Source organism: Scytonema millei VB511283, from assembly GCF_000817735.3.
Taxonomy (GTDB): Bacteria; Cyanobacteriota; Cyanobacteriia; order Cyanobacteriales; family Chroococcidiopsidaceae; genus Chroococcidiopsis; species Chroococcidiopsis millei_B.
Genome location: NZ_JTJC03000011.1, coordinates 41,637 through 67,164, shown reverse-complemented (window position 1 = coordinate 67,164; position 25,528 = coordinate 41,637). Strand labels below are relative to the sequence as shown.

Here is a 25,528-nt window from a genome sequence, read left to right as displayed (position 1 = left end):
TATCAGTTATCAGTTGTCAATTGACAGTTATCAGTTAATTCCGACTTCCGACTCCCGACTCCCGACTTCCGACTCCCGTTCTAGTGCCAGCATAATTAAAGCATTTAAGATCGCAGCGGCGACGGAGGAACCTCCTTTGCGTCCTTCTACACGAATTTGATTGATTGGGGATCGAGCTAATGCAGCTTTAGATTCAACTACTGAGATAAAACCTACTGGCGCACCAATTACCAAAGCTGGTAGCGCACTGGCGTTTTCTAACTCTTGACATAAAGCTAAAAGCGCTGTGGGAGCATTACCGATCGCAAAAATTGCTGTAGGAAACTTTTCATAAGACTGGATTAATCCTGTTTCCGTGCGGGTTTTGCCTGGAAGAGCTACTTCAACTCCTTCTACAGCACTAATAAGTGGATTATCAAAAGTTTTTCTGAGCAAATTCACTACACCCTGTTTCACCATTCCTACATCAGTAATAATCGGCACGCGATCGCGAATTGCCCGAATTCCTGCGTCAATGGCATTGGGACTAAAACGAATCAAATGCTGAAACTCAAAATCAGCCGTACTATGAATTACCCGTCTGACGATCGCATACTCAGATGGGCTAAATTTATCTTTGTGCGTGCCAATTTCGCGATCGATAACCGCAAAACTCTGCGTCATGATGGGATGGATAGGGACGTTCACAGTTATCAGTTATCAGTTATCAGTTGTCGTAGTAGGGGCGGGTTTAGCAAGCAGATTCACGGCTTAAGCCATCATCTTCGTTCAAAATCCGCCCATAGAGCGATCGGTGTCAGTTATCAGCGATCGCTGACCTATACTAGTTCCACCATAAAACAAGTTGGCTCCACTGAAACTATACTTCTAATTTGAGTTAGTCAATGCAAGGCAATCGAGATGCTAGAGTATGTCAGTTGTCAGTTATCAGTTGTCAGTTATTAGGGAACAGGGAACAAGGAACAGGAAAGAAAAAAGTTTCTGATTTACGACTTACGACTTACGAATTACGACTTACTAACCGTGCCAATCTACTTCTACTGGGGTGAGGATGAGTTTTCATTGCAACAAGCAGTTAATGATTTGCGCGATCGCGTCCTCGATCCAAATTGGATGAGTTTTAACTACACGCAAATTCCGCCTACACAACCCGACGCTGTAATTCAAGGACTCAATCAAGCAATGACACCACCATTTGGGATGGGTAGTCGTCTTGTGTGGCTGGTGGATACAACTATTTGTCAAAATTGTTCGGATGACTTATTGGCTGAACTAAAACGCACCCTACCAGCTATTCCCGAGACTTCAGTTTTGTTACTGACAAGTCGCAATAAACCGGATGGCAGGCTGAAATCGACTAAACTTTTCCAAGAACATGCCAAGGTACAGGAATTTGCGCTGATTCCACCGTGGAAAACCGATTTACTGCTTCAACAGGTACGGCAAGCCGCCCAAAGTTTAGGTGTGAAGCTCACTCCCAGTGCAGTAGAAGCGATCGTTGAATCTGTAGGAAATGATACGCGACTGCTTTATAACGAACTGGAAAAGCTCAAACTCTATGCAGGTGAGAATTCCCCACCTATAGGCGAGAATGTTGTAGCAGACTTGGTTAAAGTCAATACTCAAAATAGTTTAAAGCTAGCAGAAGCAATTCGTCAGGGAGATACAAACAAAACGCTGATCCTCATCGGGCAGTTAATCGGTCGCAACGAACCTGTACTAAAAATCGTGGCGACATTGATCGGGCAGTTTCGAACTTGGCTATGGGTGAAGCTAATGTTAGAACGAGGCGAAAACTCAGAACAACAGATCGCCCAAGCCGCAGAAATTAGTAATCCTAAACGAGTATTTATTCTCAAACGAGAAGTGATGCAAATTTCTACACAGCAACTGATCGCTGCTTTACCCGTCTTGCTGGAATTAGAAGTGAGTTTGAAACAAGGTGCAGAACAAATAACGACGTTGCAAACAAAAGCGATTGCCCTTTGCCAGATTTTTTCATCATCTAACAGCTAGCTGTAAGCTGGAATAAAGCGTAGGGAGAAATGGCTGGAACTTCTAACTCTGAAAATGATTCAAAAGAACTGATGCCTCCGGTATGACATTTTCTGCCAACATAAAATATGACTAAATTTTGCTATCTCTATTTACTGACCAACTTCAACCGGATGTTATCGCGATCGCTGCTTATTGGCGCAATTAGCGCGTTGAGTGTAGTTGCTGGAATGCCCAATCTGCACAACTTCAGCAATTTCAACTTCAGCACTGCCGCATCTGCCCAAGACTTCAGCGAAGCAGAAGTTAACAATTATGCTAGAGCTGTTTTGGAGGCAGAACCAGTCCGCCAAACGGCTTTAACCGATCTCAAACAAAGTATGGGTTCTGAAGAGTTACCCCGCATTGCGTGCGATCGCGAAGATAGCATCTCTAACCTACCAGATAACGCTCGCAGTATTGCCAAAGGATATTGCTCGCAGTATGAATCAATTGTGAAAAAATACTTTAGTTCTTTTGAAGAATTTAATCAAATTACCAAAACAGTCCAAAACAATCCCGATTTAAGACAGCGAATTCAAGATGAAATGCTGCGACTACAAGGTAGTCCTTAACGAAGTCGTAATTCGTAAGTCGTAATTCGTAATTCGTAAGTCGTAAGTAGAGAATTAACTGGTCACTACTCCCTGCTCCCTACTCTCTGATAACTGATAACTGATGTTAACTATAACCGATCGCTTACCAGCTATTAACAGTGCTGTCAATGCTTTCACCTTGGTGCTGACGGCGGAGGAACGGACGAAAAGCCGCCATCGCTTTGAAACTGAGGAAGGAGAAACGGTATTTTTACGTTTACCTAGAGGAACGGTGTTGCGGGATGGAGATATGTTGCGATCGGATAATGGCGAATATTTAATTTTAGTCAAGGCAAAATCAGAGCCAGTCTTGACGGTCACAGCAGCCACATCCTTAGATTTACTTAGGGCTGCATATCATTTGGGTAATCGTCACGTACCCCTAGAAATTGGGACTAACTATCTTCGCTTATCTCCCGATCCAGTTTTACAAGCAATGTTAGAACATCTGGGAGTCATGATAGTAGAAGAAGACGCTCCATTTCAGCCCGAAGTTGGTGCATATGGACATCATTAGTTTGTCGTTTGTCATTTGTCATTCGTCATTTGTAGTTGGATGTGGAGCAATTGAGTATTCTCAATTTATTGCAGTTGGCGAGTCCGGCTTTACCAGTAGGGGCTTATAGTTATTCTGAGGGTATAGAAACGCTGGTAGAATGGGGGGCGATCGCAGATGCTAAAAGTTTGCAACATTGGTTGGAACGGGAATTGCATTTTGGCGCAATTCGGATTGAAGCGGCGATGGTGGTAAGGGCATACAATGCTGTTGCGGTCGGCAATTTAACAGATTTAAATTATTGGAATAGTTGGCTATCGGCGGCGCGAGAAACGGAAGAGTTGCGTAATTCTAGTTGGCAAATGGGGCGATCGCTGGTGCGGTTGTTGTTGGAACTTGAACCACAGTTAGAATCTATATTTAATGCGGTAGGTCATTCAGCAAATTATGCGATCGCCTTTGGAGTGGCGGCGCATTGCTGGCAAATTCCCCAAGATGCAGCTGTTTTAGGTTATTTACATAGTTGGGCGACAAATCTAGTCACTGCTGGAATTAAGCTGATTCCCTTGGGACAAACTGCCGGACAACAGATTTTAATTAATTTACAAGCTCATATAGTTGATGCAACTGCTAAGATTTTAGTTTTAACAGATGATGAGTTAAGTAGTTGTAGCTGGGGTTTATCGCTGGCAAGTATGGCTCACGAAACTCAATATACACGCTTATTTCGGAGTTAATAGTATTTATAGCAGGGAGCAGAGAGCAGCGATCTGTTATAACTTTTGACTTTTGACTTTTGACTTTTGACTTTCCCTCAGCGGCTTAAAGCGATCGCCCCGATTCCCAAACTCAGCCACAAGAGAAAACAATACCTTGTCAGTTGTAGAGCTTGCTGGATCTTTTCGGCTGTGATGGGATAAATTGCATCTCCAAGTAGAGGCTTTTGTTTGGCTACTCCCCGATACCAATTTGTCCCCCCCAGTTGCACGCCTAAGACGGCTGCATAGGCGCATTCGCTCCAACCCGAATTCGGACTGGGATCTTTAATTGCATCTCGCTGACACATTTGCCACACATACAGAGGCTGAAGCGATCGCAATGCTAATGTTAATACTGTTAAACGACAAGGCAGCCAAGTCAATCGGTCTTCCAACCTAGCGCTAAATCTACCTAAATGAGTGTATGGTGCTTCTCGATATCCCACCATCGAATCGAGAGTACTTGCTGCTTTGTATGCCAAGGGCAGAAACGCCACGTTTATAAATGGTATGAAGGCAGAGGCGATCGCGTAAAATAAGGGAGCCATGACCCCATCAGTGGCATTTTCCGCTACTGTCTCTAAGACTGCTCTCAAAATTTCTGGTGCTGAGAGTTCTTGCGTATCTCTACCAACATAAAGACTTAATTTTGCTCTCGCTTGCACCAAATCGCCAGCTTTCAAAGGTTGCAAAACATCTTCTGCAGCTGTTCTGAGACTGCGAAGTGCAAAACAGCTGGCTAATAAAATGCTATCTGTAACTAGACCTAGTAATGGATGTACTTGGCTAGCCGCGTACACCATTAACCAGCTAACAGCACCGCTGCCAAGAATTAATCCCAAACCTAAAACTACACCCGCCCAGTAGAGCGATCGCTCCGATCTCAAATATTTGAATGCAAAATAATTAAACTGAGAAATTAGCCATCCCATCACCCGCACCGGATGTGGAAAACCCCAAGGATCGCCAATTAAGTAGTCTAAAACTGCGGCGATGAATAGGGGGAGTCGGGAGTCGGGAGTCGGAGATAGGGCAGAAAAGAAAGACAAGGAAGACAAGGGAGACAAGGAAGAATAACTACCGTCAACTGATAACTGATAACTGATAACTGATAACTGATAACTGTCAACTGTCAACTGTCAACATTTCTAAACAACAAAATTTGTTTCTTCTCCTTGAGCGGCTTGCCAACTACGGGCATCGTAGTAGAGATCGGCAAGAGTAATACTATACAATGCTTCTCTCATTTTTTGATGCAATCGCTGCCAGAGCGTAAAAGTGACCCAATCTTCTGCTTGTCCTGGTTCTGGCTGATGGTGGGGCAAAGGTTCGATGGTTTCGCCCACAGCAGCAAGAATTTCACCTAATGAAATTGCCGCAGGCGATCGCGCTAATTTGTATCCTCCTTGGACTCCTCGCACCGATGTTACTAATCCTGCTCGTCGCATTTCAATCAGTAATTTCTCTAAATAAGGAGCAGGAATTTCTTGCCGAGTGGCAATCGCTTTAACTGCTACCGGAGTGTAATTTGGTTGCAGGCTCAGATCGAGCAATGCTTTAACGCTGTAGTGACCCCTAGTTGTCAGTTTCATTTCTCAGTTATCAATTATCACCAAGGCAAGAGGCAAGAGGCAAGAGTAAAGAGGTTTTTTACTTACAACTTACGAATACCCGACTTACGACTTCTATTCTCGCTCTTTTTATATTTAGAGAAAATTGCTTTACACATTGATGCGTGCAGCAAAAATCACGTAGTTGTCTTTTCGGTTAGAGCAATTTTTCAGTTTAATTACCTACTGAGGGTAGATAAATAGACGAACATCAATCGTTCCCAAACGAATAATTTTTCCCGAAGATGGCGATCGCGATCGCTACTACACAACCAACAGTAGTTCAGTCAGTTTTTGCCGATGCTATTTCCTCGGGATGATTCGATTGGCTCGGGGATTGACAAAGCTCGGACAGTTATTAGAATGATTCATACTATTTTCAATCAAAAAAATTTTCAAAATTCAGCTCGAAAAGCTGAAAGAATCACTATAATCAGTGTATTATAGTTAGCTAAGCTGATATAAAGCTAAATTAAACTAAATCATAGCTTCAGTTAGCTGGCAATCAAAACTGTAAACCACCTGCTCCAGTCAAAACAAAACTAAGTTGATGAATAAAAAGAAAAAGATCGAGCCTCTAGCCGGAGAAGCACTGCTCAAGAAAGTCAAAGAGCTAGATAGCCTGAGTAAAGAAGAAAAGGCAAAGGAATGCGGCTACTACACGACTACCAAAAATGGTGTAGAGCGTGTCAATATGATGAAGTTTCTCAACGCGCTAATAGATGCGGAAGGTATTGAATTAGATAGTACTTCTAACTCGAATGGGCGTGGCGGACGTAGTGCCAGCTACCGCATTAGCGTTCAATCGAACGGTAATTTGCTAATTGGTTCGGCATATACGAAGCAAATGGGTTTACAACAAGGAGATGAATTTGTCATCACTCTGGGGAAAAAACACATTCATCTCAAGCAAATAGATGGAGCAAAAGAAGACGTAGAGGCTACAGCCTGAGATTTAGGAGACGCGATCGCCTCCAAATCAATCCGCTATTTCGTCAGACTTCAAGCTCAATTTTATCACCAGCAAACAGTACCTCAAGTTTTGCTAGAAAAGCGCTTTTTGAGAGTTGCAGAGTTAGTTTTTCACCCGTAAACTAAAGCTAGCGGGTGAAAAACTAAGCTGTTCAACTTGTAGTAGCGCGATAACTTTATGCAGTTACTTAGGCGGGTACTTATCGAGTTCCCATTGGAGAAACGCAGCTTAACAAACTTTCCGCCAGAGGCAAGCAATTTATTGTTAAGGTTTCCTGACTAGAACTGATAAAGCCCGCCACTATATTACCAATCGCAAATTCAATTTGCGATCGACAGGGCGTTGACGATTAAATCTACTACTCACTAGCCACTAGCCACTACTCACTTTTTGGCAACGCTAATTCTTCTACAGGTAGCGAAACTTTGAGATAAGGATGAAGCGCTTTGCGAGTTGTTGCTAGTTTACATGTTAAAGCAATTTGTTCCCGTTCGAGTAAGCCTAAAACTTGCTCTGGCTTATCTCTATCGACAATTGGTAACTGATGTAACCCCCTGGCTCCCATTCGAGATAGAGCCTCAGATAAAGGTTCATCCGTGTAAGCATAAAGTAAATCGGTCGTGCAAATATCGACCAAACGAGCATCGGCATTTTCCCAAGTTGCGATCGCTCGATTAATATCTTCTAAAGTCACAATTCCTATTAGTTGCAGTTCGGGATTGACCACCAAAGCACTACGACAATGAGCGTTAGTCATGGATAAACCTGCTTGAGATACAGACATAGAATCTGGCAACATGAGAGGCGATTCATAAATTGCTTCCCTTACCAATATTTGCTGTACAATTTCTCGATCTTCGTCCCCAACTAAATTCAAATTCAACTGCTGTAAATTTGCGCTAGATTCAGGAGTTACGCTTTTTTTCAGCCGTTCTACTAACCAGACACTTAAGCCTACCGCAGCCATTAACGGTAAAACAATGCGATAGTCGCGCGTCAATTCAAATAATAAGAGAATTGCTGTTAAAGGAGCTTTAGCACTCCCCGCGAGTACAGCTGCCATCCCCACCATTGCGTAAGCTGGCGGACCCGCCATATACGTGCTAACTTGTGGCAGCAATGCCGCTAAAATTTTGCCATAAGCTGCCCCCAACGAAGCACCGAGAAACATTGCTGGAGCAAAAACCCCGCCAACCAAACCGCTACCCATACTAATCGCCGTGGTTACAAGCTTCAGTACCAGCAGAATCAACAATAGCAGCAAAGAAAACTCGACATCCTGAAGCATAGCTTCTATGGTTTCGTATCCAATGCCTAATATCTGCGGATAGAGCAAAGCCACTAAGCCGACACAAGCACCACCAATCACCGGATGCATTGGTAAAGGAACTCGACCCAACCACGCAAAACCCTTAACTTGTCCGCGAAAACAGGCTCGTCCCCAAATGAGTAATTGAGTGTAGGCGACTGAAATAACGCTAGCAGCGATTCCCAAGCCGACATAGAGTGGTAGCTCTAAGGGGCTGCGAACCTCGTATACAGGTAAAGCAAAAGCTGGCTGTCCTCCCAAACCAATTTGGGCAACCAGCGCCGATACAACTGCTGCCAGCAAGACGACGCTGACAGCCGAATTAGCAAATGTCGTTCCCAACACCACTTCGAGAGCAAAAAATACTCCTGCAATGGGAGCGTTGAAACCCGCTGCCAGACCTGCTGCTGCCCCTGCACTTAAAAGTAGACGCTGGCGTTCTTGCGAGACTTGGAGGACGTGAGCGAGTAACACGCCAAAATTAGCGCCAATTTCGACACTGGGACCTTCAGGACCGAGCGAAGCACCACTACCCAAAGATACAGAAGCAGCTACCATCTTGGTTACAGGCTGGAGTCGCTGCAAAATAGCATGTCGCGTGGCACTACCAGAAGCAGCAGCAATTAAAGAAGACAGCCCAGGGCCGAAATCTTGCCTGCGCGCCAGCATCAATCCGACAATGAATCCGCCCAGAGTTGGAACCAGAGCAATCGTCCACGCACCCCAAGCGGAGAGCGTTCCCATCAAATTAACAAAAGCAACGTAGTGAACGAGTTCGATTAAATAGTGAAATGTCACTACACCCATACCCGTACCACCGCCAATCAATACCGCCAGAAGTAAGACAACGGCTTCTGGAGAAGGCTGAAAGCGATTGAGAATGTGGGCAATAGGGTTAGAAGTAGCAGCAAGCCCGCCAGATTGTGGCTGACTCACCTCAGGCAGGGAACGATCGGTCATTTAGAGATAAAAAACGAAAAATAAAGTTAAATTTTTTTCACAATCTACTATTACTCATTCTCAGCGATCTTTCTGAAGCCAGACAAGTAGATAGTTGGGATTATTTAAGAAGCTTTGCTAAGCAAGTGCGATCGCGCTCGAAAAAGAGTTATAAGAGTGCTTAAATGTAGATCGAGAGCTAATTAGCAATCCCTCATCCTCTCTCGTTCGTCATAGGCAACCGCAAATGACAAGCGAGCGATGGTTAAAAAAGTGAGTAGTGAGTAGTGAGTAGTAACGATGAGCGCTGGCGGCTAGCCACTCACAAATGACAAATGACAAATGACAACAAACACCATCTAGCTTTTAGGTTAACTATTTTCAGTATGCATATAAGATCAAACAATATATTGAATTAGCGTTTAAGATAGAAAAAATAGAAATTTATAGATTCACGTAATCGAACGCTCTAGGCGTGAAGAAACTCGTAAAGCCCCAAATACTCTCAAAGATAGGGACTAATATCAGAGCGGCTGGTATATACTTTTACCAGTTTTGTCAAAAAAATTTGGCAGAAGCTACCTATTGTCGTGGTTTGCATCCGCCAGTCTTCACCCTCGACTTGTGGACAAAAGCTAAATTTTTAGTTTGGTTCGATCGCGATCGCTTTACTGGCTGGAATTAGCAGTTTTAAATTGCTTATGCCAACTATTTATCACGCTCCCCAGGTTCGACGCATTAGGTTATCGCTGATGAACACTCACACTGGAAACCACTCTCTCACTTGCCCGATTTGTCAACGTACCGAACAGCTCAAGCCAATCAAAGGTAATCGCGGGCTTTTTACCTGTCCTTATTGTCAAGAAAAACTAGTTGTTAGTTGGAGCGGTCATTACGTTCGCGACCCCCATTGCTTAAAGCAGGTTATGGTAGCACACGCGCTACGTCGTCAAAGCCGACCTTGGGCAAGAATCATCCGCGACCTTGGTTCGCTCAAACGTCCTGTAGCAGTCTTAACTGCGGGTAGTATTTTTTTGTTAGGGATTAGTATCTTCAGTCTAGATAGTCTCAACAAACAACAATCTCCCTGGGACAGATTGGTGGAAGATGTGAAGGAAATGGCGAATTGAGTCAGTTATCAGTTATCAGTGACTAGCGGCTGGTGACTAGTGACTAGATGAAGAATTTTACTACTAGCTGTAATCACACACAAGGTTAGTTCAAGATTATGCTGGTCAAATGCTTTTGGGTAGAGGATCGAGTTCGGCTAACGTCATGTGTCAATACAACTAGCCACCAGCCACTAGCCACTCCCTACTCCCTACTCCCTACTCCCTTGTAACTAGCATCCAGCCAGAGGCTTGACCGAGGGGTTCGATCGCTGGTAGCTTTAAACGTTCTAGGGTAGGGCGATCTAGGAGTAAATATAGATGTGGTTGCTGCCAACGTTGTTGCAGTTGGCTAAAGCTGCTACTAATGACGCGGCGATCGCTGTAAAAATCTAAGGAAGGACGGTTATAGGCAAAGGAAGTATAGATTTCTCGGTTTGGTGGTGTGCGAGCTTGAATGAGAGCAGCTACGGGTTTGACTTGATAGGCTTCTGCTAGTTCCCAAACCCAGTGGTGAGAGGTGACGAAGAGTAGCAGGGCAACATACATTCCCCAAAGGAGTACGGCTAAAAATTGTCTTTCTCCCCTCACAGCTAACCAAGCACTTAAAGTCATCGTGCCTGCTACTGCTGCTAAAATCCACTGTAATTCCCAGTCTGGATCGTTATTCCAAGGACTATAGTAGAAACTGGCTGCCCACGTCACCACCGCTAGTAAAGTTAAAAATGCGATCGCGTAGCGGGGATATTTAGCTGGATAGGTTTGCTGCCAAAACTGAGTTAACTGGACTCCTACAGCCAAAGCGATCGCGGGGTAAATTGGTAAAACATACCAGGGTAGTTTAGTTCCCATCAAGGAGATTGCTAGCAAATAACCTCCACCCCAAACCAAGATCAGTTTTGCCCAACTCCAATTACGATGATTCCAGGTATGAAGCAGACCGCTGGGTAAAAAGATTAACCAAGGGAAGCAGTATTTGAGAATTTCAAGCAAATAAAACCAGGGGGGATGTTGGTGGTTTTCTACTGCTTGCCAAATCCGGCTGAGGGACTGATCGACGACAGCGCGATCGGTAAACTGATGCCCGTATTGCCACCACTGAGCAGCATACCATGCAGCTACAGGCAAGCTCCCGATCGCGATTCCACTCCACAAATACCAACTACCTAACAAGCGGGGCGTATCCCAAAAGAGAAATAAGAGGGCGATCGCTCCGAGTAATAGCCCTACCATACCCTTAGTCAGTCCAATCAATCCTAAACCGATGCCTACGCCCAAGCAGTAGCGCAGATTGCGACGCGATCGCAACAAACACCAAACTGTAAATAGAAAAAAGCTGACGATCGCACCGTCTAACATTGCCAGCCTGCCGTGACGTAGTACGGGTAGCATGACTAGGTAAACTAAAGCAGAGAAAATCGCTGGCGTGCGATAGTGAAAGATTTCTCGTCCAATACTGTATAAAATTGGTACGCCAAGCGCAGTTAGTAATGCCCCTGGTAAACGAGATGTCTGCTCATTCACCCCACCAATTGTATAGGTGAGAGCGATCAGCCAATGCATGAGAGGTGGCTTATTTAAATAAGGTTCGCCGCCTATAGTTTTTGGGTGAAGCCAGTTTGCAGGCGATCGCCATATTTCTCTTGCGACTTGCGCCACCGTACCTTCATCCCAGTCTCGCAGCGGTAAGTCACCCAAGTTTGCAGTATATAGAAGTAGTGCTGCCAAGAGCAGCCCCCAAATCCATAACCAATCGGCTCGGCTATGCAGCTGAGATTTCCAATTCTTAGCATTATCCCCAGTCAATATCCAACGACGCATCTAAGTTTTAATACTCAAGGCTAGGTGTCAATAGAGTAGTGAATTCACGTTCCACTTTGTAGCTGTTTGGCTTGTCTCAGGTGTCAGCAGGGAACGAGTACAATTTACCACTTCTTTCTATTCTTGCCACAATGACGCGATCGCCTAAATTTTGAAAAGATCCTAGATGCTGCGCGGGCTTATCTAACAAGGCGATCGCTTACCATTCTTGATACAGTTTTTGGGCGTAAAACATAATTTCTTCGTTTGGCAGGCGGATTTTTGGTTTTTGCCTGGGATATGAATTCTCGATTGTTTCTGTATCCTGTCGAATCACTTCATCAACTGCTTTGAGTAGCGAATTCTTTAACAAGGTTTTTAAAACTAAATTCTGAATCTTGGCAAATACCAAAACAAATGTTTTAGTACAATTTTCTGTTTCAGGATATAAAGAATGAATCTGAATGAATTGACCGGAAGGAATTGAAGCAACAAATGAAGTTAAACAAGGAAAGGAATATTCAAATTGATTGACAAATGTTTTAGGAACAGTTAGTAAAACTGGATTGCTAGCAAGCTCTCCTAGCGTGTTACTATCTCTAGTAACTTTCTGAAGGAGTTTTGTACTGTAGCCATTCGCCTGGTATTCATCGACCTCAATCGCTTTGATTCTAAATATTTCTCGATGCGTTCCATTTTGATGATTGTAGTCATAATTAATTAAAAGATTGCTCAAGAAGTCGCCTTGAATACTCTTAGAACCAGCTACACCTACAAATTCAAAATCGGGTGTAATTCTTTCAATTAAATCGGGAATGGGAATTTTTGGCTCATATCCTGCATACGTCCAAATATTGTCCCCAATAATCGTTAAATCTAATTTTTCTAACAAAGCTTGAGTTACTGTTTCCTCTCGATACAACCGTCCTTGCGTGTCAAATTCTAGGGCGTGAAACGGACAAGTAATGGTATCTCGCTCTCGACAAATCCAGCCATCAGATAAAGGCGCTTGCATGTGAGGGCAAATGTTATCTAAGCCAAAGACTTCACCTTGTTGATTTTGCCACAGTACGTAATCTCGACCGTTGAGCGTAATTTTATGGGGTTTATTAACTCCTAGCATCGAGCGATGAGCAATCAACCAAGGCGCACCAGGGAGAATAGGATGCATAGATTGACCTCTTAAAGATCTAAAATATATGACGGTTTATTCGTATTTTCTCAAAATATGACGGATCGTTCGTGTTTGTCAAGCACAGGTGGTAAGTCACCTACAAAATCTATGCGTCGCTTGCCCAAACAGCAAAGAGGTAAGCAAAGGGTAGAAAAAATTTTGGATGCTGCGGCTGAGGTATTTGCTGAGGTAGGTTATGAAGCCGCTACAACCCATGCGATCGCAACACGGGCAAATACAGCCGTTGGTTCGCTTTACCAGTTTTTCCCTGATAAAGCAGCTATCTTTCGCGCTCTAGAAATTCGTCATGTCGAACGAGTAAAAGCAATGTGGGCTAAGGTAAACACGCCTAGCATCATTCAGTTACCTCTAAGACAGATGATTCATAAGCTAGTAGAAGCTGTTGTCAATTTGTTCGAGCAACCGACATCTCGCGTTGTTTTCGTGCAATTTTTCACCGCACCAGAAATATTTCAAACAATTGACGAGAGTTTTACCCAAGAGGCGATCGCATTTATGGCTAGTTTATTGAAACAGCGCCATCCTACCTTAAGCGACGAGAGATCTATCTTATTAGCCGAAGTCTGCGTTCATTGCAGCAATACGTTAATTTTGATTGCTCTACGCAGTAGCGAACCTCACAGCCAGCAGTTGATCCAACAGATTGAAGATTTACTCGTATCTTACCTAAACCCTCATGTCGGTGATGAAGTATTGCAGCGCGAGGTAATGAAAGTAATGAAATGCCCGCACTGTCAATCCGAACGACTATCTAAAAATGGGCATCGCCACGGCAAGCAACGCTATCTGTGTAAAGATTGTGGCAAGCAGTTTCCAGCATGGAAGGGAGCATTGCCATGATTCAGTTTTCACCAAAGCTCTAAATTACAAGATCCGCTCACATTTGTAGGCTGCCAAACTAGCGTCAACTTCAGCTACTCTTCGTATTGTGTCATTACTTTTCGATACAGTTGTGCAGTCAGCGCCATCTCCGCTAATATCTCGCGTTGCTCCTGCACAACGCTTTGCGCCTCTTCCGCAGCACGCTGCGCCTCTTCCGCAGCACGCCGTGACTCTTCCGCAGCACGCCGTGACTCTTCCGCAGCACGCCGTGACTCTTCCGCAGCACGCCGCGAGTCTTCCGCAGCACGCCGCGAGTCTTCCGCAGCACGCCGCGAGTCTTCCGCAGCACGCCGCGAGTCTTCAGCCTGCTGCCTTATAGCCTCGTTTGTCTGCCGTATCTCCTCCGCGAATTCTCGGCTCTCTTCAGAAGACTGACGGTCTTTCTCCGACTGGATGCGCTGTTGTTCGGCAGCATATTGGTACAATGCAGCTTGCTTCTGCTGCTCGGCACTTATCTCTCGCTTTATTTCCGATTCCTGCCGATGTTGTTCGGCGTTTTGCCGTTCCCGTTCCGCTTCCTGTCGCTGTCGATCGCTTTCTGGCATTGTTCTCTTCTCCGTCTAGTTAGTAAAGCCGCTGGGTTAAACTAACAATCGAGTTGACATTACGAACAGATGCAAACAACTAGACTATATCTATATTTTTCGTGTAAGGAATCTACCCAAAGCGATCGCCTGTGCTACTTCGATCGCATCTCATCAGCAAAAACTTTCACGGAAAGTATCTTTCAATACAGCAAATAAGTCATTATTCCCATGCTTCCCTTTGTTGTAAATCCTCAGATACAGTAACAGTACAACTCGCGTGGAGAAGATTCAACCATGCTATGTGTAGACGAACTGTTAACGCTGGAGTTGTTTCAACAGCTTTCCCAAGAGCAGATTCATTGGGTTTGCGATCGCGCTCAAGAAATGGAGCTATCTAGCGGCGAAGTCTTCGTCAAACAGGGAGATCCGCCACGCGGCTTTTATGTCATGCTATCAGGTCGGGTGAGCATTACCCGCATCAGCGAAGGGATCGAAATGCCGATCGGACAGCACCAAGCACCTGCTTTTTTTGGCGAGATCCAAGTTTTAACTGATGAACCAGTCCCCGTAACATTACGCGCTCTTTCTGATTGTCGGCTCTACGAAATCTCAGGCGATGACTTTCGTACCCTACTACATAGTTGTCGAGGCTTCGAGCGTTTAATATTTCGAGCCGTACAGAAACGATTGCGCGGTTTAGAGTCTTTTATTCAAAATCGCGAGAAAATGGCAGCTCTAGGTACGCTAGCGGCTGGCTTAGCGCACGAACTTAACAATCCAGCAGCAGCTGTAGTTCGCGCCTTGCAAGATATCACCCCAGCACTGCTCGAACTCCAACGGATGAATTTTGTTTACGGACAGCGCCAAGTAGAGGCAGAACATACAGAAAAATGGCTCAAAGTGCGTGATGATGGTTGGGATGCGGTTGTCAACCGTCGCGTGAATCCAATTGAATTTAGCGATCGCGAGGAAAAAATACTAGAATGGCTAGAGGATTATGGCGTAGAGGATGCTTGGAAACTCGCCGAACCATTAGCAGCTGGGAATGTTGAGGTAGAGACTTTAACCCAGTTGATGGAACGTTGGAAAGACGATCCGACAGAATTAAAAGATATGGGTTTGCGCTGGCTGGCGCTTTCTTTTGAGGTTATGTGTACGGTTTCGAGTGGCTTGCGGGGAGCGCAGCGAATTTCTCAGCTCGTCCAGTCGATGAAATCTTATTCTTACATGGATCGCGGCGCGCAACAAATTGTTGACGTTCACGATGGAATAGAAGATACATTGCAATTATTTGCTTACAAATTCAAGCAAGGAATTGAAATTCAGCGGAATTACGATCGATCTTTGCCTAAAATTCTCGCTTTCGGTAGCGAGTTGAATCAAGTTTGGACGAACTTAATTGATAATGCAGTTGATGCGATTGCGGGGAAAGGAGTAATTGAATTAGCTACTGCTCAAAATGGCGATTATATCCAGGTACAAATTACCGATTCTGGTGCGGGAATTTCCGTAGAAATTCAATCGCGGATTTTCGAGCCTTTCTATACAACAAAGCCTGTAGGTTCGGGTTCGGGGTTGGGTTTAGATGCAGTGCGGCGCATTGTCGAGAACCGCCACCAAGGAACAATTACATTTACCTCGCAGCCTGGGAAGACTTGTTTTACAGTTTGTCTACCGATAGCTACACACAGTTATCAGTGAACAGTTATCAGTTATCAGTGACTAATAACCTATAGTTTCCAGGCTATATCCAAGACTCATTTTAATCATCTAGAGGTTTTGTTTCCGTCCGCTTAGATATCTCATTACTCCAGCAGCCGCCTCACATGCGCTAAAGCTTCATCTCCCGAAATAGATAGAACAGTACCTTTTTGGATTTCGTCTCGCCGCTGTTTCGCTTCGTTAATCCAAGCTGCTTGAACCCTTGGATCTGCATCAAACTCTAAGCTTTCTACTAATTTTTCTGCTAAAAGCGCCCTTGATTCACCTGGTAAGGATAATGCTTCTTCTAAAAGCCTCTCGATAGACAGCATAACTATTAGCCTTAATCTTCATCATTAAAAATATAGTAACTTACATCAATAACTAATATCTTAATTTATGGCAATTCTAAATCATTCACAATATGCCGACGTTTTTCTAATGTAGTGAGCAAAGCTTATTCCTCGATCGCATAGATTGCTGGCAATTGCCGATACTTTTCGTTCATGTCAATACCGTAACCAATAATAAAGCGATCGGGAATTTCAATTCCCAAATAATCGATTTCAACTTGAACTTTACGACGTGAGGGTTTATCGAGTAAAGCGCAAAGTTTGAGCGAGGATGGATTATGAGTTTTCAATATTTCTATTGCTTTTGACGTTGACAACCCAGTATCGACAATATCTTCAACTAAAATAACATTCTTGTTGTTAATAATTCCTTCAGCTAAACCCATTACCATCTTGACTTCACCCGAACTAGTGGTAGAACAACCATAGCTAGATAATCGGATCAGTTCGACATTACAAATTGGAGTTTGCATCTGCCGGATCAAATCGGCAAGAAAGATAAACGATCCTTTCAAAACACCAATAACAATTGGAAAGCTGTTTTGATAATCTCGATCCAACTCCCGCGCTAATCGCTGTACTGCTGTTGCTATTTCTGACTGAGAAATAAGTGGAACGAGTTTTTCATCCATAGTTATTTTACTTCATCATAAACTCATCTAATTCAGCAATTCGAGTCTGCTTCTCTTCTACACTTAAAAATGTTGCTTGAAAGGAATTTTTGACTAATTTATAAATATCTTGTCTGCTCAAATTTAAAGCTGATTCTATTTCCTGTAAATTCTCAGCCACGTAGCCGCCAAAATAAGATGGATCGTCAGAATTTACTGTCACGCACAATCCCATATCTAATAATTGTTTGATGTTGTGCTTTGCCATCGAATCGAAAACACAAAGTTTGATATTAGACAGCGGACAGACAGTCAGGGGAATTTGTTTCTCAATTAAGTATTCTAATAACTTCGGGTCATCAATGCAGCGTACGCCGTGATCGATACGCGATACACCTAAAAGATTTATGGCTTCCCAAATATATTCTGGTGGTCCTTCCTCGCCTGCATGAGCAACGGTACGAAATCCTTTTTCTCGCGCTTTATCGAATACTTTTTGAAACTTTGAAGGTGGATTTCCGACTTCTGAAGAATCCAAGCCTACGGCTGGAATCGTATCTTTATAAGGTAAAGCTTGTTCCAAAGCTTCCATTGCTGATTCAGCGCTTAAATGTCGTAAAAAACAGAGAATCAAATAAGAAGAAATACCAAATTCTTGTTTTGCTTCCTGTAAAGCGCGATAAATTCCTCGATGAATCGTTTCAAACGAAATCCCTCTAGAAGTATGACCTTGAGGATCGAAAAAGATTTCAGCGTGGCGCACGTTTTGAGCAGATGCTTTTTGCATATATGCCCAAGTTAGATCGTAAAAATCTTGTTCTGTCTGCAACACGCTCATTCCCGCATAATAGAGATCCAAAAACGATTGCAGGTTTTGAAAGTTGTAGGCGGCGCGAATCTCTTCTACCGATTTATAGGGTAGTTGAATGTTGTTGCGATCGCCTAGTGCAAACATCATTTCTGGTTCGAGGGAACCTTCAATATGAATGTGTAACTCGGCTTTAGGAATCTGGCAAAAGAATTGATTCTTTGTCATTGGTCATTTGTGAGTAGTCAGTAACTTTTTACTTACGACTTACGACTTACGACTTACGACTTATTCAGATATGCCGAAACGTAATGTCATGAAGACGAATCGAATCACGAAAACTGCGGCTAAAATCCAAGTTGCAATTGTAACTTCATGGGCTTTACCTTGCAGTGCTTTGGCTATTGGGTAGGTAATAAAACCAACTGATAATCCAGTGGCAATTGAGTAGGCAAGGGGCATAAATAGAATTGTCAAAAATGCTGGAACAGCTTCAGCTACGTCACCCCAACGAATATCTGATACACCTGTCATCATTAACACGCCTGTAATGACTAAGGCTGGTGTGGTGGCGTAGGCGGGAATTGCCTCGAATACAGGAACTAAGAAGATCGCCAGAATAAATAATACGCCCACGATCGCAGCTGTGAAGCCCGTGCGCCCACCTTCCGATACGCCTGCGGCTGATTCAGCATAGGTAGTGACTGTAGACGTACCAATTAGCGCCCCGGCTGTTGTTCCCACTGCATCGGCAAATAATGCTTGATTGACTCGCGGTAGTTTTCCATCCTCTTTAATGTATCCTGCCTTCATGCCGACTCCAGACAGAGTACCAACGGTATCGAAAATATCGACAAACAAGAACACCAAAACTACAGCAATAAAGTCGAGAAAGTTGTTAGCAGTTAATCGCGATAAACCGAAAATGCCTTGTCCGATGAGATCTGTCGGTAAAGTAGGGATCTGGAAAATTCCTTTGGGCGGGGGTGTAACACCTACAATCCAACCCAGTAAGGCGGTGGCGAGTACCCCCCAGAGTAATGCCCCCTTAACGCGGCGTACTAAAAAAGCTGTAGTAATAATAATTCCGGCAACAGCTAGCAAAGTATTAGGTTCTCTGAAGCTACCCAGGGTTGTTTTTGTCACTTCGCTGGCAATAATTAGCCCAGCACCTCCAGTTTTCGGATCGCCAGATATCCCAATATAGGCAATAAATAAACCAATCCCTACTGATGTTGCTGTTTTTAGCGACATGGGAATGGCATTGACAATTTGACTGCGAACGTTGGTGAGGGTGAGGGCGATAAAAATCAATCCTTCGGCAAATACAGCCGCCAGTGCCAAACGCCAATCGATTTTTAGGGTTAAAACGACGGAATAGGCAAAAAAGGCGTTTAATCCCATGCCTGGAGCGAGGGCAAAGGGATAGTTGGCAACAAATGCCATTACGAGCGTCCCAATTGCTGCTGAGACTGCGGTAGCAAAGACTTGTTCGGCAAATAAATCTTTTGGCTGCTGTAGAAAAATTGCATCTGACAAAATTAGGGGATTGACGACGAGGATGTATGCCATCGTCATAAAGGTTGTCAATCCTGCCAGAGTCTCGATCCGAAAGTTAGTTCTATACAGGTCAAATTTAAAAAAACGAGCGATCGCTGCTTGCCAACCCGTATACTGTGGCGTAGGTGGTTGTTGTAGTTCTAATCGATCTGTATCGCTGCTCATTCTTTGGCTGTCTCCACCAAGTTATCTTTGCTTATCAATATTGAGGAAGTTCCTAGCAAGCGTCAGTCAGGCTTGTTACTCAACGACATGAAAACTGCCTTTTGCACCTAAATTTAGTGACTACTGGGTGCATACTGTATGTCGTTGTTCGATCGGTTTTTTGTGTCAAAAAACACAAACTCTTAACTTGATAAGAAAAGTTAACTGGCGCTGACTAAAACTGACTGTTGCAGCTAGAGCGCCAGAGACTCGAATGTGGCTCAAATTAACCTTCCACCTCAAATATCATTAACAAATCTCAACGTTCGTTGGGAATACTCCTTAAGAGAGATTGTCTGAAGCGATACAAATCTTTGACAACAGTATTGAATTATTTACCTAAATATGCCTCTAGAACTTGAGGATGTTGTTGCATTTCCTCTGGGCTACCATGAGCTAAGTTGCGCCCCTCTGCCATGACCCAAACGCGATCGCACAGGGACATAATCACATCCATGTTGTGTTCGATAATTAAAAAGGTCATGCCTTCGCGGTTCCAAGTCAGAATGCGATCGCAAATTTGTTCGATCAACTTGGGATTTACCCCCGCCGCAGGTTCATCTAACAAAATTAACTTGGGCTGCGTCATTAACGCCCTTGCCATTTCCAATAACTTGCGCTGTCCTCCCGATAGCGCCCCTGCATACTCGTGTGCCATATGCGCCAACCCCACCGACTCTAGTAGCGTTATCGCCTGTTCTCGTAATATTTGCTGTTCTTTAGCGATCGCCCAAGGTTGAAATTGCAACCGCCAAAAGTTCTCTCCATCTTGCTTTTGCGCCCCCAGCATCATATTTTCTAGTACTGTTAGTCGCGACAGCGTCCGCGCGACTTGAAACGTGCGTACCATCCCCTGTAGGGCAATTTGATAGGTTCTCAATTGCTGCACTGGTGCGCCGTCAAAAATTACCCAGCCGCGATCGGGACGAATAAAATTTGACAGTAAGTTAAATAGAGTTGTCTTACCCGCACCATTGGGACCAATTAATCCTGTAATACTTCCTTTCGCTACTTCTAAATCTGCATTATCCACAGCCTTAATCCCGCCAAAACTTTTGGTAAGACCGCTAGCTGATAATAGTGGCATTGGTTGGGATTGGATGTCTTTTGGTTCCATTGAGGTAATGGGTAGTTGGTAGTTGGTAGTTGGTAGTCGGTAGTTAGTAAGTAGCTGGTGGCTAGAATCTTTATCTAGTCACTAGCCACCAGTCACTAGTCACTGACAACTGATAACTGACTTATTTTCCAAGTGTCAATTCTTCTTTTTTGCCTAATATTCCTTGCGGTCGCCAAATCATCAGTATCATCAGTAGTAAGCCGATAACCATAATCCGAAACGCACTCAGGCGCACGTCATCGAGGGGTACGATTTTGGGTAAGACAAAACGGGTGGCGCTGTCGTAAGCAAAGAAAACAACTGCACCGAGGATCGTACCGAAGTTGTTACCCGCACCACCTAAGATCACCATAATCCAAGCATCGAAAGTTGTCTGCGGCTGAAAATCATTCGGGTAAACTGATGTTTGCTGCCATGCATACAAAGCACCAGATATTCCAGCGATCGCCCCGCCTAACATTAACGCTTGCAATTTATACCAAAAGACGTTTTTTCCTAAAGCGCGGGCAACTTCCTCATCTTCGCGAATTGCTTTTAATACTCTTCCCCAGGGCGATCGCGCTAACACTTCCAAACGCCACACGACAAAAGCTAACACTAACACTGAGATCAGCATCAATCCCGATTTTTCGTAGTCGGTGAAGTTGTATAGTCCAATAGCTCCAGATGCGTAGGGAACAAAAATTAACAACGTTGCGATAATACCGACAACTATTCGCAAAACTAGTGGCAGATAACGAACTATCAACGACTTTTGACTTTTGACTTTTGACTTTTGACTTTTGACTACCCATTTCCAAAGTTTCCAGTAACACGCAGCAACAACTAATGTTAATAGCCCTACCATTATCCATTTCATCACCGTGTCGGGGTTAAAATCTGTTAATGGTAGAGGATATCCCTGCAATCCAAAAGCCCCAGGTGTGGGAGTATTAGGAGTTGGCAAATCTTGATTGTTGACCACTAAGCGAATGAGTTCCGATACCCCAATCGTGACAATTGCTAAGTAGTCTTCTCGCAACCTTAGTGTTGATAAACCAATTAACCATCCTAGTAGAGCCGCTACTAACGCTCCGGCTAGCGTGGCTACTATCAGGGGAACGCCATACATACTTAATAATACAGTCGTGTATGCTCCCAAAGTCATGAAAGCAACCAAACCAAAGTTAATTAACCCCGTTAAACCCCATTGCAAGTTTAACCCCAAGCTGAACAGGGCAAAAATTGCTGTAGAAACTGTCAGAAACAAGATATAGGCAACCCAACCGATAATTGTTGGGTCGTTCATCAGGGCATTTAAATCTAACATAAGCGTTGCTAAACCAATCGCCACCCTAGAGAATGTTTGCTTTTGTGCTAAAAGATTTTAACCCAATGAGGACAGAAGACAGTAGCGATCGCATCTTTATATCAGTTATTCCTAGATAGTTTCCCTGTTAGCACAACTCTATAAAAACTCTGTTTCCGACTCGCGACTCGCGACTCCCGATTCCCGACTCCCGACAACAGTAATCAGAAATCAAACTAAAGGGATACGCGCTCAGCCAGCTATCTAGTCAACACTAAAAACTATATAAGACTGCAAAACGCAAGCAACAGCTTCCTTTAAACTAAGACTTGTTATCAGCGCAAACAGTAAGTAGAGAATTGTTATGGATGCTGCGGCACTTTGGCAACGCTATCAAGACTGGCTCTATTATCACGCCGGACTCGGATTTTATGTAGATATCAGTCGGATGCGATTTGACGATGCATTTGTAGAGGGGTTGCAGCCCAAGTTAGAAAAAGCATTTGCGGATATGGCGGCTTTAGAAGCAGGGGCGATCGCCAATCCTGACGAAAATCGGATGGTAGGACATTACTGGCTGCGCGATCCCGATCTGGCTCCAACTCCAGAAATTAAACAAGAGATTGTTGCATCTGTAGACCAAATTGAAACCTTTGCCCGAAAAATTCATAGCGGAGCAATTCATCCGCCCCAAGCACCCCGCTACACTGATATTATCTCTATTGGGATTGGCGGCTCGGCACTCGGTCCCGAATTTGTCGCTGAAGCTTTGGCTCCTGATTTTCCTCCCCTGGCGATTCACTTTATTGACAACACCGATCCGGCGGGGATCGATCGCGTGTTGACGCGGGTGAGAAATCGCCTCAACAGTACTTTGGTTATTGTCATTTCCAAATCTGGAGGCACGCCAGAACCGCGTAACGGTACGATTGAACTCAAAGCAGCTTATGCCGGACATAATTTGGACTTTACCAAATATGCGATCGCCATCACGACTCCCGATAGCAAACTCGATCGACAGGCAAAATCAGAAGGCTGGCTAGCCACTTTCCCCATGTTTGACTGGGTGGGAGGACGCACTTCAGAACTATCCGCTGTCGGCTTGCTACCAGCCGCTTTGCAGGGCATTGATATCCGCGCTATGCTGGCTGGCGCAAAAGAAATGGATGTCGCGACTCGCATTGCCGATCTCAAAACCAATCCCGCCGCCCTACTTGCCCTCGGGTGGTATTACTCTGGGAACGGACGCGGTGAAAAAGATATGGTGGTGCTGCCCTATAAAGACAGCCTCTTACTATTTTCTCGTTACTTGCAGCAATTAGTGATGGAATCTTTGGGTAAAGAAAAAGACCTCGACGGTAACATCGTCCACCAAGGAATCGCTGTTTATGGTAATAAAGGTTCGACCGACCAACATGCCTACGTGCAACAACTACGTGAAGGTGTACCTAACTTCTTTGCCACCTTTATTGAAGTCTTGGAAGACCGTTCGGGGTCCTCGCCAGAAATCGATCCAGGTGCAACTGCTGGAGATTATCTCTCTGGCTTCCTCCAAGGAACTCGCCAAGCCTTGTATGAAAAACAGCGCGATTCCATTACCATCACCATTCCCCAAGTCAACCCCCACACAGTAGGCGCATTAATTGCCCTTTACGAACGAGCTGTAGGTTTTTATGGTTCGCTAGTGAATATTAACGCCTACCACCAACCAGGCGTAGAAGCAGGGAAAAAAGCCGCCGCCGTGGTGTTAGATTTGCAAAAACAAGTCTTGCAAGTCCTGCAAGAGGCTAAAACTCCTTTACCTCTGGCACAAATTGCCGAGAAAGCCGCAGCCACAGACCAAATTGAGGCAATTTATAAAATTCTGCGCCACCTGCAAGCAAATCGGAGAGGGGTGACAATGCAAGGAGATCCCGCCCACCCTGATAGTTTGACGTTTTCTGCCAATTAAGCGGGAGTCGTAGGGGCGGGTTTAGCAAATAGATTGACAGCCTCAACCGGAAATCTTCATTCAAAACCCGCCCGTACAGGAATCGGGAGTCGGGGGTGGCTAGTGGCTAGTGGCTAGAAATGCTCCCTCTGCCCCTCTGCCCCTCTGCTCCCTTGTCCCCCTTGTCTCCTGATATTTCTTTCAATACCATACTTGGTTACATTCTGTTGCTGGCGCAACACTTTTTTACAGAAAGTTGAGTTAGATTAGGAGCGAACCACTTAGTCTAAACGGGTTTGGTATGGCTGCTCACCGGGGTATTGAGATCTATCCGCTAGCTTCAATTCAAGGGGGAATGGCTCAGTTTTATACTCCCCAGTCGAGCCACGAGACAATGTTGGTACAGATTCCGCCGCACACGATTGACGATCTCTTCGTTCACAAATCTCAGACAGACCAGATTTTAGTTGTTAGAGGGCGTTTAGCCCTCGTAACTTTAGAAAATAAGCAATATCGCTATACTCCATTGAGCGATCGCCTGCCTCAAGTTGTTAAAATTCCCCCAGGCGTGCTACACGGTGCAATAAATCTAGATTCCGAACCCTGCACGATTGTTAATGCCGTTCTGCGCCATCGTCCGACGCAACCGCGAGATTATATTCCTCGTCCCCGTCCTTTTCCCTACAATCTCGCGATCGCGGGAGCTAAACTAGCAGAGATGGAGGCTGTAATTATTCAGCAAGCCGTGGTTAGTAGGGGCGGGTTTATCCAGAATATTTGTCAGTAAAGAAGTTGTTTGGTGAACCCGCCCTTACAGATATGTTTGTATGGGGGATTTTTTGATTGATAAGTCCGGCATTTCTTTTATTCGTGCAGCACGGCTGGGCAGATGATAACCGTGCCATGATGCTACTGGCGCGTCGGTTGGTTACAGATACAATTCCAGTTTTTGCGCCGAGTCTGGGTTACGTTCAAACTTGGGTGAGAATTGAGCCTTTGATTCAGGCAGTGGAAAAGCTGGCTAGCGAACAGATTGCCAAATATTCAGACGTACCGCTGAAGATTGTCGGTCATTCGATGGGTGGTTTGATCTGGTTGGAAGTGTTGCACCGCCATCCCGGGTGGTGGTCTAGAATTCACTCGTTGGTTTTGATTGCATCGCCAGTCGGTGGTGCAGATTTGGCACGGGCGATCGATCCTTTAAATTGGGGAATTGGGATTGCTGGCGATCTGGGAAAAAATCGTAAGCCAATTGCAGCCGCGATCGCCTCTATAATTCCTACATTAGTCATTGCTGGAGATATTGATGGTGGTAGCGATGGCACGGTTCCGGTAGAATCTACCAAGTTTCAAAATGCTCGGTTTATCTGCTTGCCGGGACTTGCCCATGCCGTCTTGCGAAATTATCCTACGGTTGCCGCTGTCATTCAAGACTTTTGGATGGATGCTAATCTCGGTGAGGCGATCGTTTATGACGATATCGTACAACGGTTGCAAGCAGTACCAGGTATGACAGACGGACATCGCCGCGATTTTGCTAAAGCCCAAATTGCGATCGCGCTGCCAAATGGTGCTACTATTCGCACTTGCAAGAACTTATTTGGTATCGATTGTGTCTTTGTTGCCTCTCCTACCGGAGAATGTTTGTATGCAGGCTTTGTTGGTTGGCTGCACGCACCAGATTTACAAAAAGCTCTAGAAGATATTCAGCAAGCATATTAATTGATT

Annotated in this window: 25 protein-coding genes; 12 read left to right on the top strand and 13 right to left on the bottom strand. The window is 44.6% G+C overall.

Features of this window, described 5'->3' with window-relative positions:
* Positions 1–30: 30 nt before the first annotated feature.
* Positions 31–687, bottom strand: coding sequence for a precorrin-8X methylmutase (locus QH73_RS24685; protein ID WP_052289713.1), 657 nt, complete (start codon positions 685–687; stop codon positions 31–33).
* On the opposite strand from QH73_RS24685, the gene QH73_RS24680 reads away from it, so the two are divergent.
* From QH73_RS24680 to QH73_RS24660, 5 genes are all read left to right on the top strand, one after another.
* Complete coding sequence (locus QH73_RS24680) at positions 670–876, top strand: hypothetical protein (RefSeq protein ID WP_132867525.1); 207 nt, start codon at positions 670–672, stop codon at positions 874–876. The two genes, QH73_RS24685 and QH73_RS24680, sit on opposite strands and share 18 nt — an antisense overlap.
* A 147-nt stretch (positions 877–1,023) precedes the next feature.
* Positions 1,024–2,016: a DNA polymerase III subunit delta gene (gene holA, locus QH73_RS24675; protein ID WP_039713115.1), complete on the top strand. Its 993-nt coding sequence runs from the start codon at positions 1,024–1,026 to the stop codon at positions 2,014–2,016.
* 107 nt (positions 2,017–2,123) lie between these two features.
* Positions 2,124–2,609 carry a DUF4168 domain-containing protein gene (locus QH73_RS24670; RefSeq protein ID WP_039713116.1) on the top strand — a complete coding sequence of 162 codons (486 nt, stop codon included), beginning with the start codon at positions 2,124–2,126 and terminating at the stop codon, positions 2,607–2,609.
* A gap of 103 nt (positions 2,610–2,712) precedes the next feature.
* Positions 2,713–3,147: an urease accessory protein UreE gene (gene ureE / locus QH73_RS24665; RefSeq protein WP_039713117.1), complete on the top strand. Its 435-nt coding sequence runs from the start codon at positions 2,713–2,715 to the stop codon at positions 3,145–3,147.
* A 35-nt stretch (positions 3,148–3,182) separates the two neighbouring features.
* On the top strand, positions 3,183–3,863 hold the full coding sequence (locus tag QH73_RS24660; RefSeq protein WP_039713118.1) for an urease accessory protein UreF: 681 nt from the start codon (positions 3,183–3,185) through the stop codon (positions 3,861–3,863).
* Positions 3,864–3,940: 77 nt separating this feature from the next.
* Here the strand turns inward: QH73_RS24660 and cbiB are convergent, their stop codons facing one another.
* Positions 3,941–4,933, bottom strand: coding sequence for an adenosylcobinamide-phosphate synthase CbiB (cbiB, locus tag QH73_RS24655; protein WP_052289897.1), 993 nt, complete (start codon positions 4,931–4,933; stop codon positions 3,941–3,943).
* A 99-nt stretch (positions 4,934–5,032) separates the two neighbouring features.
* On the bottom strand, positions 5,033–5,476 hold the full coding sequence (locus QH73_RS24650) for an Rrf2 family transcriptional regulator (protein WP_039713119.1): 444 nt from the start codon (positions 5,474–5,476) through the stop codon (positions 5,033–5,035).
* Positions 5,477–6,044: 568 nt separating this feature from the next.
* On the opposite strand from QH73_RS24650, the gene QH73_RS24645 reads away from it, so the two are divergent.
* A complete protein-coding gene (locus QH73_RS24645) occupies positions 6,045–6,446 on the top strand; it encodes an AbrB family transcriptional regulator (protein ID WP_015156902.1) in 402 nt (133 codons plus the stop codon).
* Between the two features lie 400 nt (positions 6,447–6,846).
* Here the strand turns inward: QH73_RS24645 and QH73_RS24640 are convergent, their stop codons facing one another.
* On the bottom strand, positions 6,847–8,736 hold the full coding sequence (locus QH73_RS24640; RefSeq protein WP_052289714.1) for a chloride channel protein: 1,890 nt from the start codon (positions 8,734–8,736) through the stop codon (positions 6,847–6,849).
* Positions 8,737–9,467: 731 nt separating this feature from the next.
* Between QH73_RS24640 and QH73_RS24635 the strand changes: the two genes are divergently transcribed.
* Positions 9,468–9,845 carry a hypothetical protein gene (locus tag QH73_RS24635; RefSeq protein WP_165587779.1) on the top strand — a complete coding sequence of 126 codons (378 nt, stop codon included), beginning with the start codon at positions 9,468–9,470 and terminating at the stop codon, positions 9,843–9,845.
* A 198-nt stretch (positions 9,846–10,043) separates the two neighbouring features.
* Here QH73_RS24635 and QH73_RS24630 read toward each other — a convergent pair whose 3' ends face one another.
* Entirely contained in the window at positions 10,044–11,645 is a 1,602-nt protein-coding gene (locus tag QH73_RS24630; RefSeq protein WP_039713120.1) for an ArnT family glycosyltransferase, read from the bottom strand.
* Between the two features lie 199 nt (positions 11,646–11,844).
* Complete coding sequence (locus tag QH73_RS24625) at positions 11,845–12,795, bottom strand: Rieske (2Fe-2S) protein (protein ID WP_039713121.1); 951 nt, start codon at positions 12,793–12,795, stop codon at positions 11,845–11,847.
* 57 nt (positions 12,796–12,852) lie between these two features.
* On the opposite strand from QH73_RS24625, the gene QH73_RS28475 reads away from it, so the two are divergent.
* A complete protein-coding gene (locus QH73_RS28475) occupies positions 12,853–13,659 on the top strand; it encodes a TetR family transcriptional regulator (protein ID WP_052289715.1) in 807 nt (268 codons plus the stop codon).
* A gap of 74 nt (positions 13,660–13,733) precedes the next feature.
* Here QH73_RS28475 and QH73_RS24615 read toward each other — a convergent pair whose 3' ends face one another.
* Positions 13,734–14,246 (bottom strand): hypothetical protein, encoded by a 513-nt coding sequence (locus QH73_RS24615; protein ID WP_132867523.1) that lies wholly within the window; start codon positions 14,244–14,246, stop codon positions 13,734–13,736.
* 276 nt (positions 14,247–14,522) lie between these two features.
* On the opposite strand from QH73_RS24615, the gene QH73_RS24610 reads away from it, so the two are divergent.
* Positions 14,523–15,929, top strand: coding sequence for a sensor histidine kinase (locus QH73_RS24610; protein ID WP_039713123.1), 1,407 nt, complete (start codon positions 14,523–14,525; stop codon positions 15,927–15,929).
* 104 nt (positions 15,930–16,033) lie between these two features.
* On the opposite strand, the gene QH73_RS24605 is transcribed toward QH73_RS24610, so the two are convergent.
* The 6 genes from QH73_RS24605 to QH73_RS24580 form a co-directional block, all read right to left on the bottom strand.
* Complete coding sequence (locus tag QH73_RS24605) at positions 16,034–16,261, bottom strand: addiction module protein (protein ID WP_039713124.1); 228 nt, start codon at positions 16,259–16,261, stop codon at positions 16,034–16,036.
* A 125-nt stretch (positions 16,262–16,386) separates the two neighbouring features.
* Positions 16,387–16,914 (bottom strand): hypoxanthine phosphoribosyltransferase, encoded by a 528-nt coding sequence (gene hpt, locus QH73_RS24600; RefSeq protein ID WP_039713125.1) that lies wholly within the window; start codon positions 16,912–16,914, stop codon positions 16,387–16,389.
* A gap of 7 nt (positions 16,915–16,921) precedes the next feature.
* Complete coding sequence (locus tag QH73_RS24595; RefSeq protein WP_039713126.1) at positions 16,922–17,929, bottom strand: adenosine deaminase; 1,008 nt, start codon at positions 17,927–17,929, stop codon at positions 16,922–16,924.
* Positions 17,930–17,989: 60 nt separating this feature from the next.
* Positions 17,990–19,426: an NCS2 family permease gene (locus QH73_RS24590; RefSeq protein WP_039713127.1), complete on the bottom strand. Its 1,437-nt coding sequence runs from the start codon at positions 19,424–19,426 to the stop codon at positions 17,990–17,992.
* A gap of 370 nt (positions 19,427–19,796) precedes the next feature.
* Positions 19,797–20,552: an ABC transporter ATP-binding protein gene (locus tag QH73_RS24585; RefSeq protein WP_236147166.1), complete on the bottom strand. Its 756-nt coding sequence runs from the start codon at positions 20,550–20,552 to the stop codon at positions 19,797–19,799.
* Between the two features lie 151 nt (positions 20,553–20,703).
* The gene (locus QH73_RS24580; protein WP_236147165.1) at positions 20,704–21,891 is read right to left on the bottom strand and encodes a branched-chain amino acid ABC transporter permease; all 1,188 of its coding nucleotides are present in this window, start codon (positions 21,889–21,891) and stop codon (positions 20,704–20,706) included.
* Positions 21,892–22,234: 343 nt separating this feature from the next.
* On the opposite strand from QH73_RS24580, the gene QH73_RS24575 reads away from it, so the two are divergent.
* The 3 genes from QH73_RS24575 to QH73_RS24565 all read left to right on the top strand — a co-directional run bounded on the left by QH73_RS24575 (position 22,235) and on the right by QH73_RS24565 (position 25,522).
* The gene (locus QH73_RS24575; RefSeq protein ID WP_039713129.1) at positions 22,235–23,821 is read left to right on the top strand and encodes a glucose-6-phosphate isomerase; all 1,587 of its coding nucleotides are present in this window, start codon (positions 22,235–22,237) and stop codon (positions 23,819–23,821) included.
* Between the two features lie 280 nt (positions 23,822–24,101).
* Positions 24,102–24,587 (top strand): cupin domain-containing protein, encoded by a 486-nt coding sequence (locus QH73_RS24570; RefSeq protein ID WP_039713130.1) that lies wholly within the window; start codon positions 24,102–24,104, stop codon positions 24,585–24,587.
* A 56-nt stretch (positions 24,588–24,643) separates the two neighbouring features.
* A complete protein-coding gene (locus QH73_RS24565; protein ID WP_039713131.1) occupies positions 24,644–25,522 on the top strand; it encodes an alpha/beta hydrolase in 879 nt (292 codons plus the stop codon).
* Positions 25,523–25,528 lie beyond the last annotated feature (6 nt).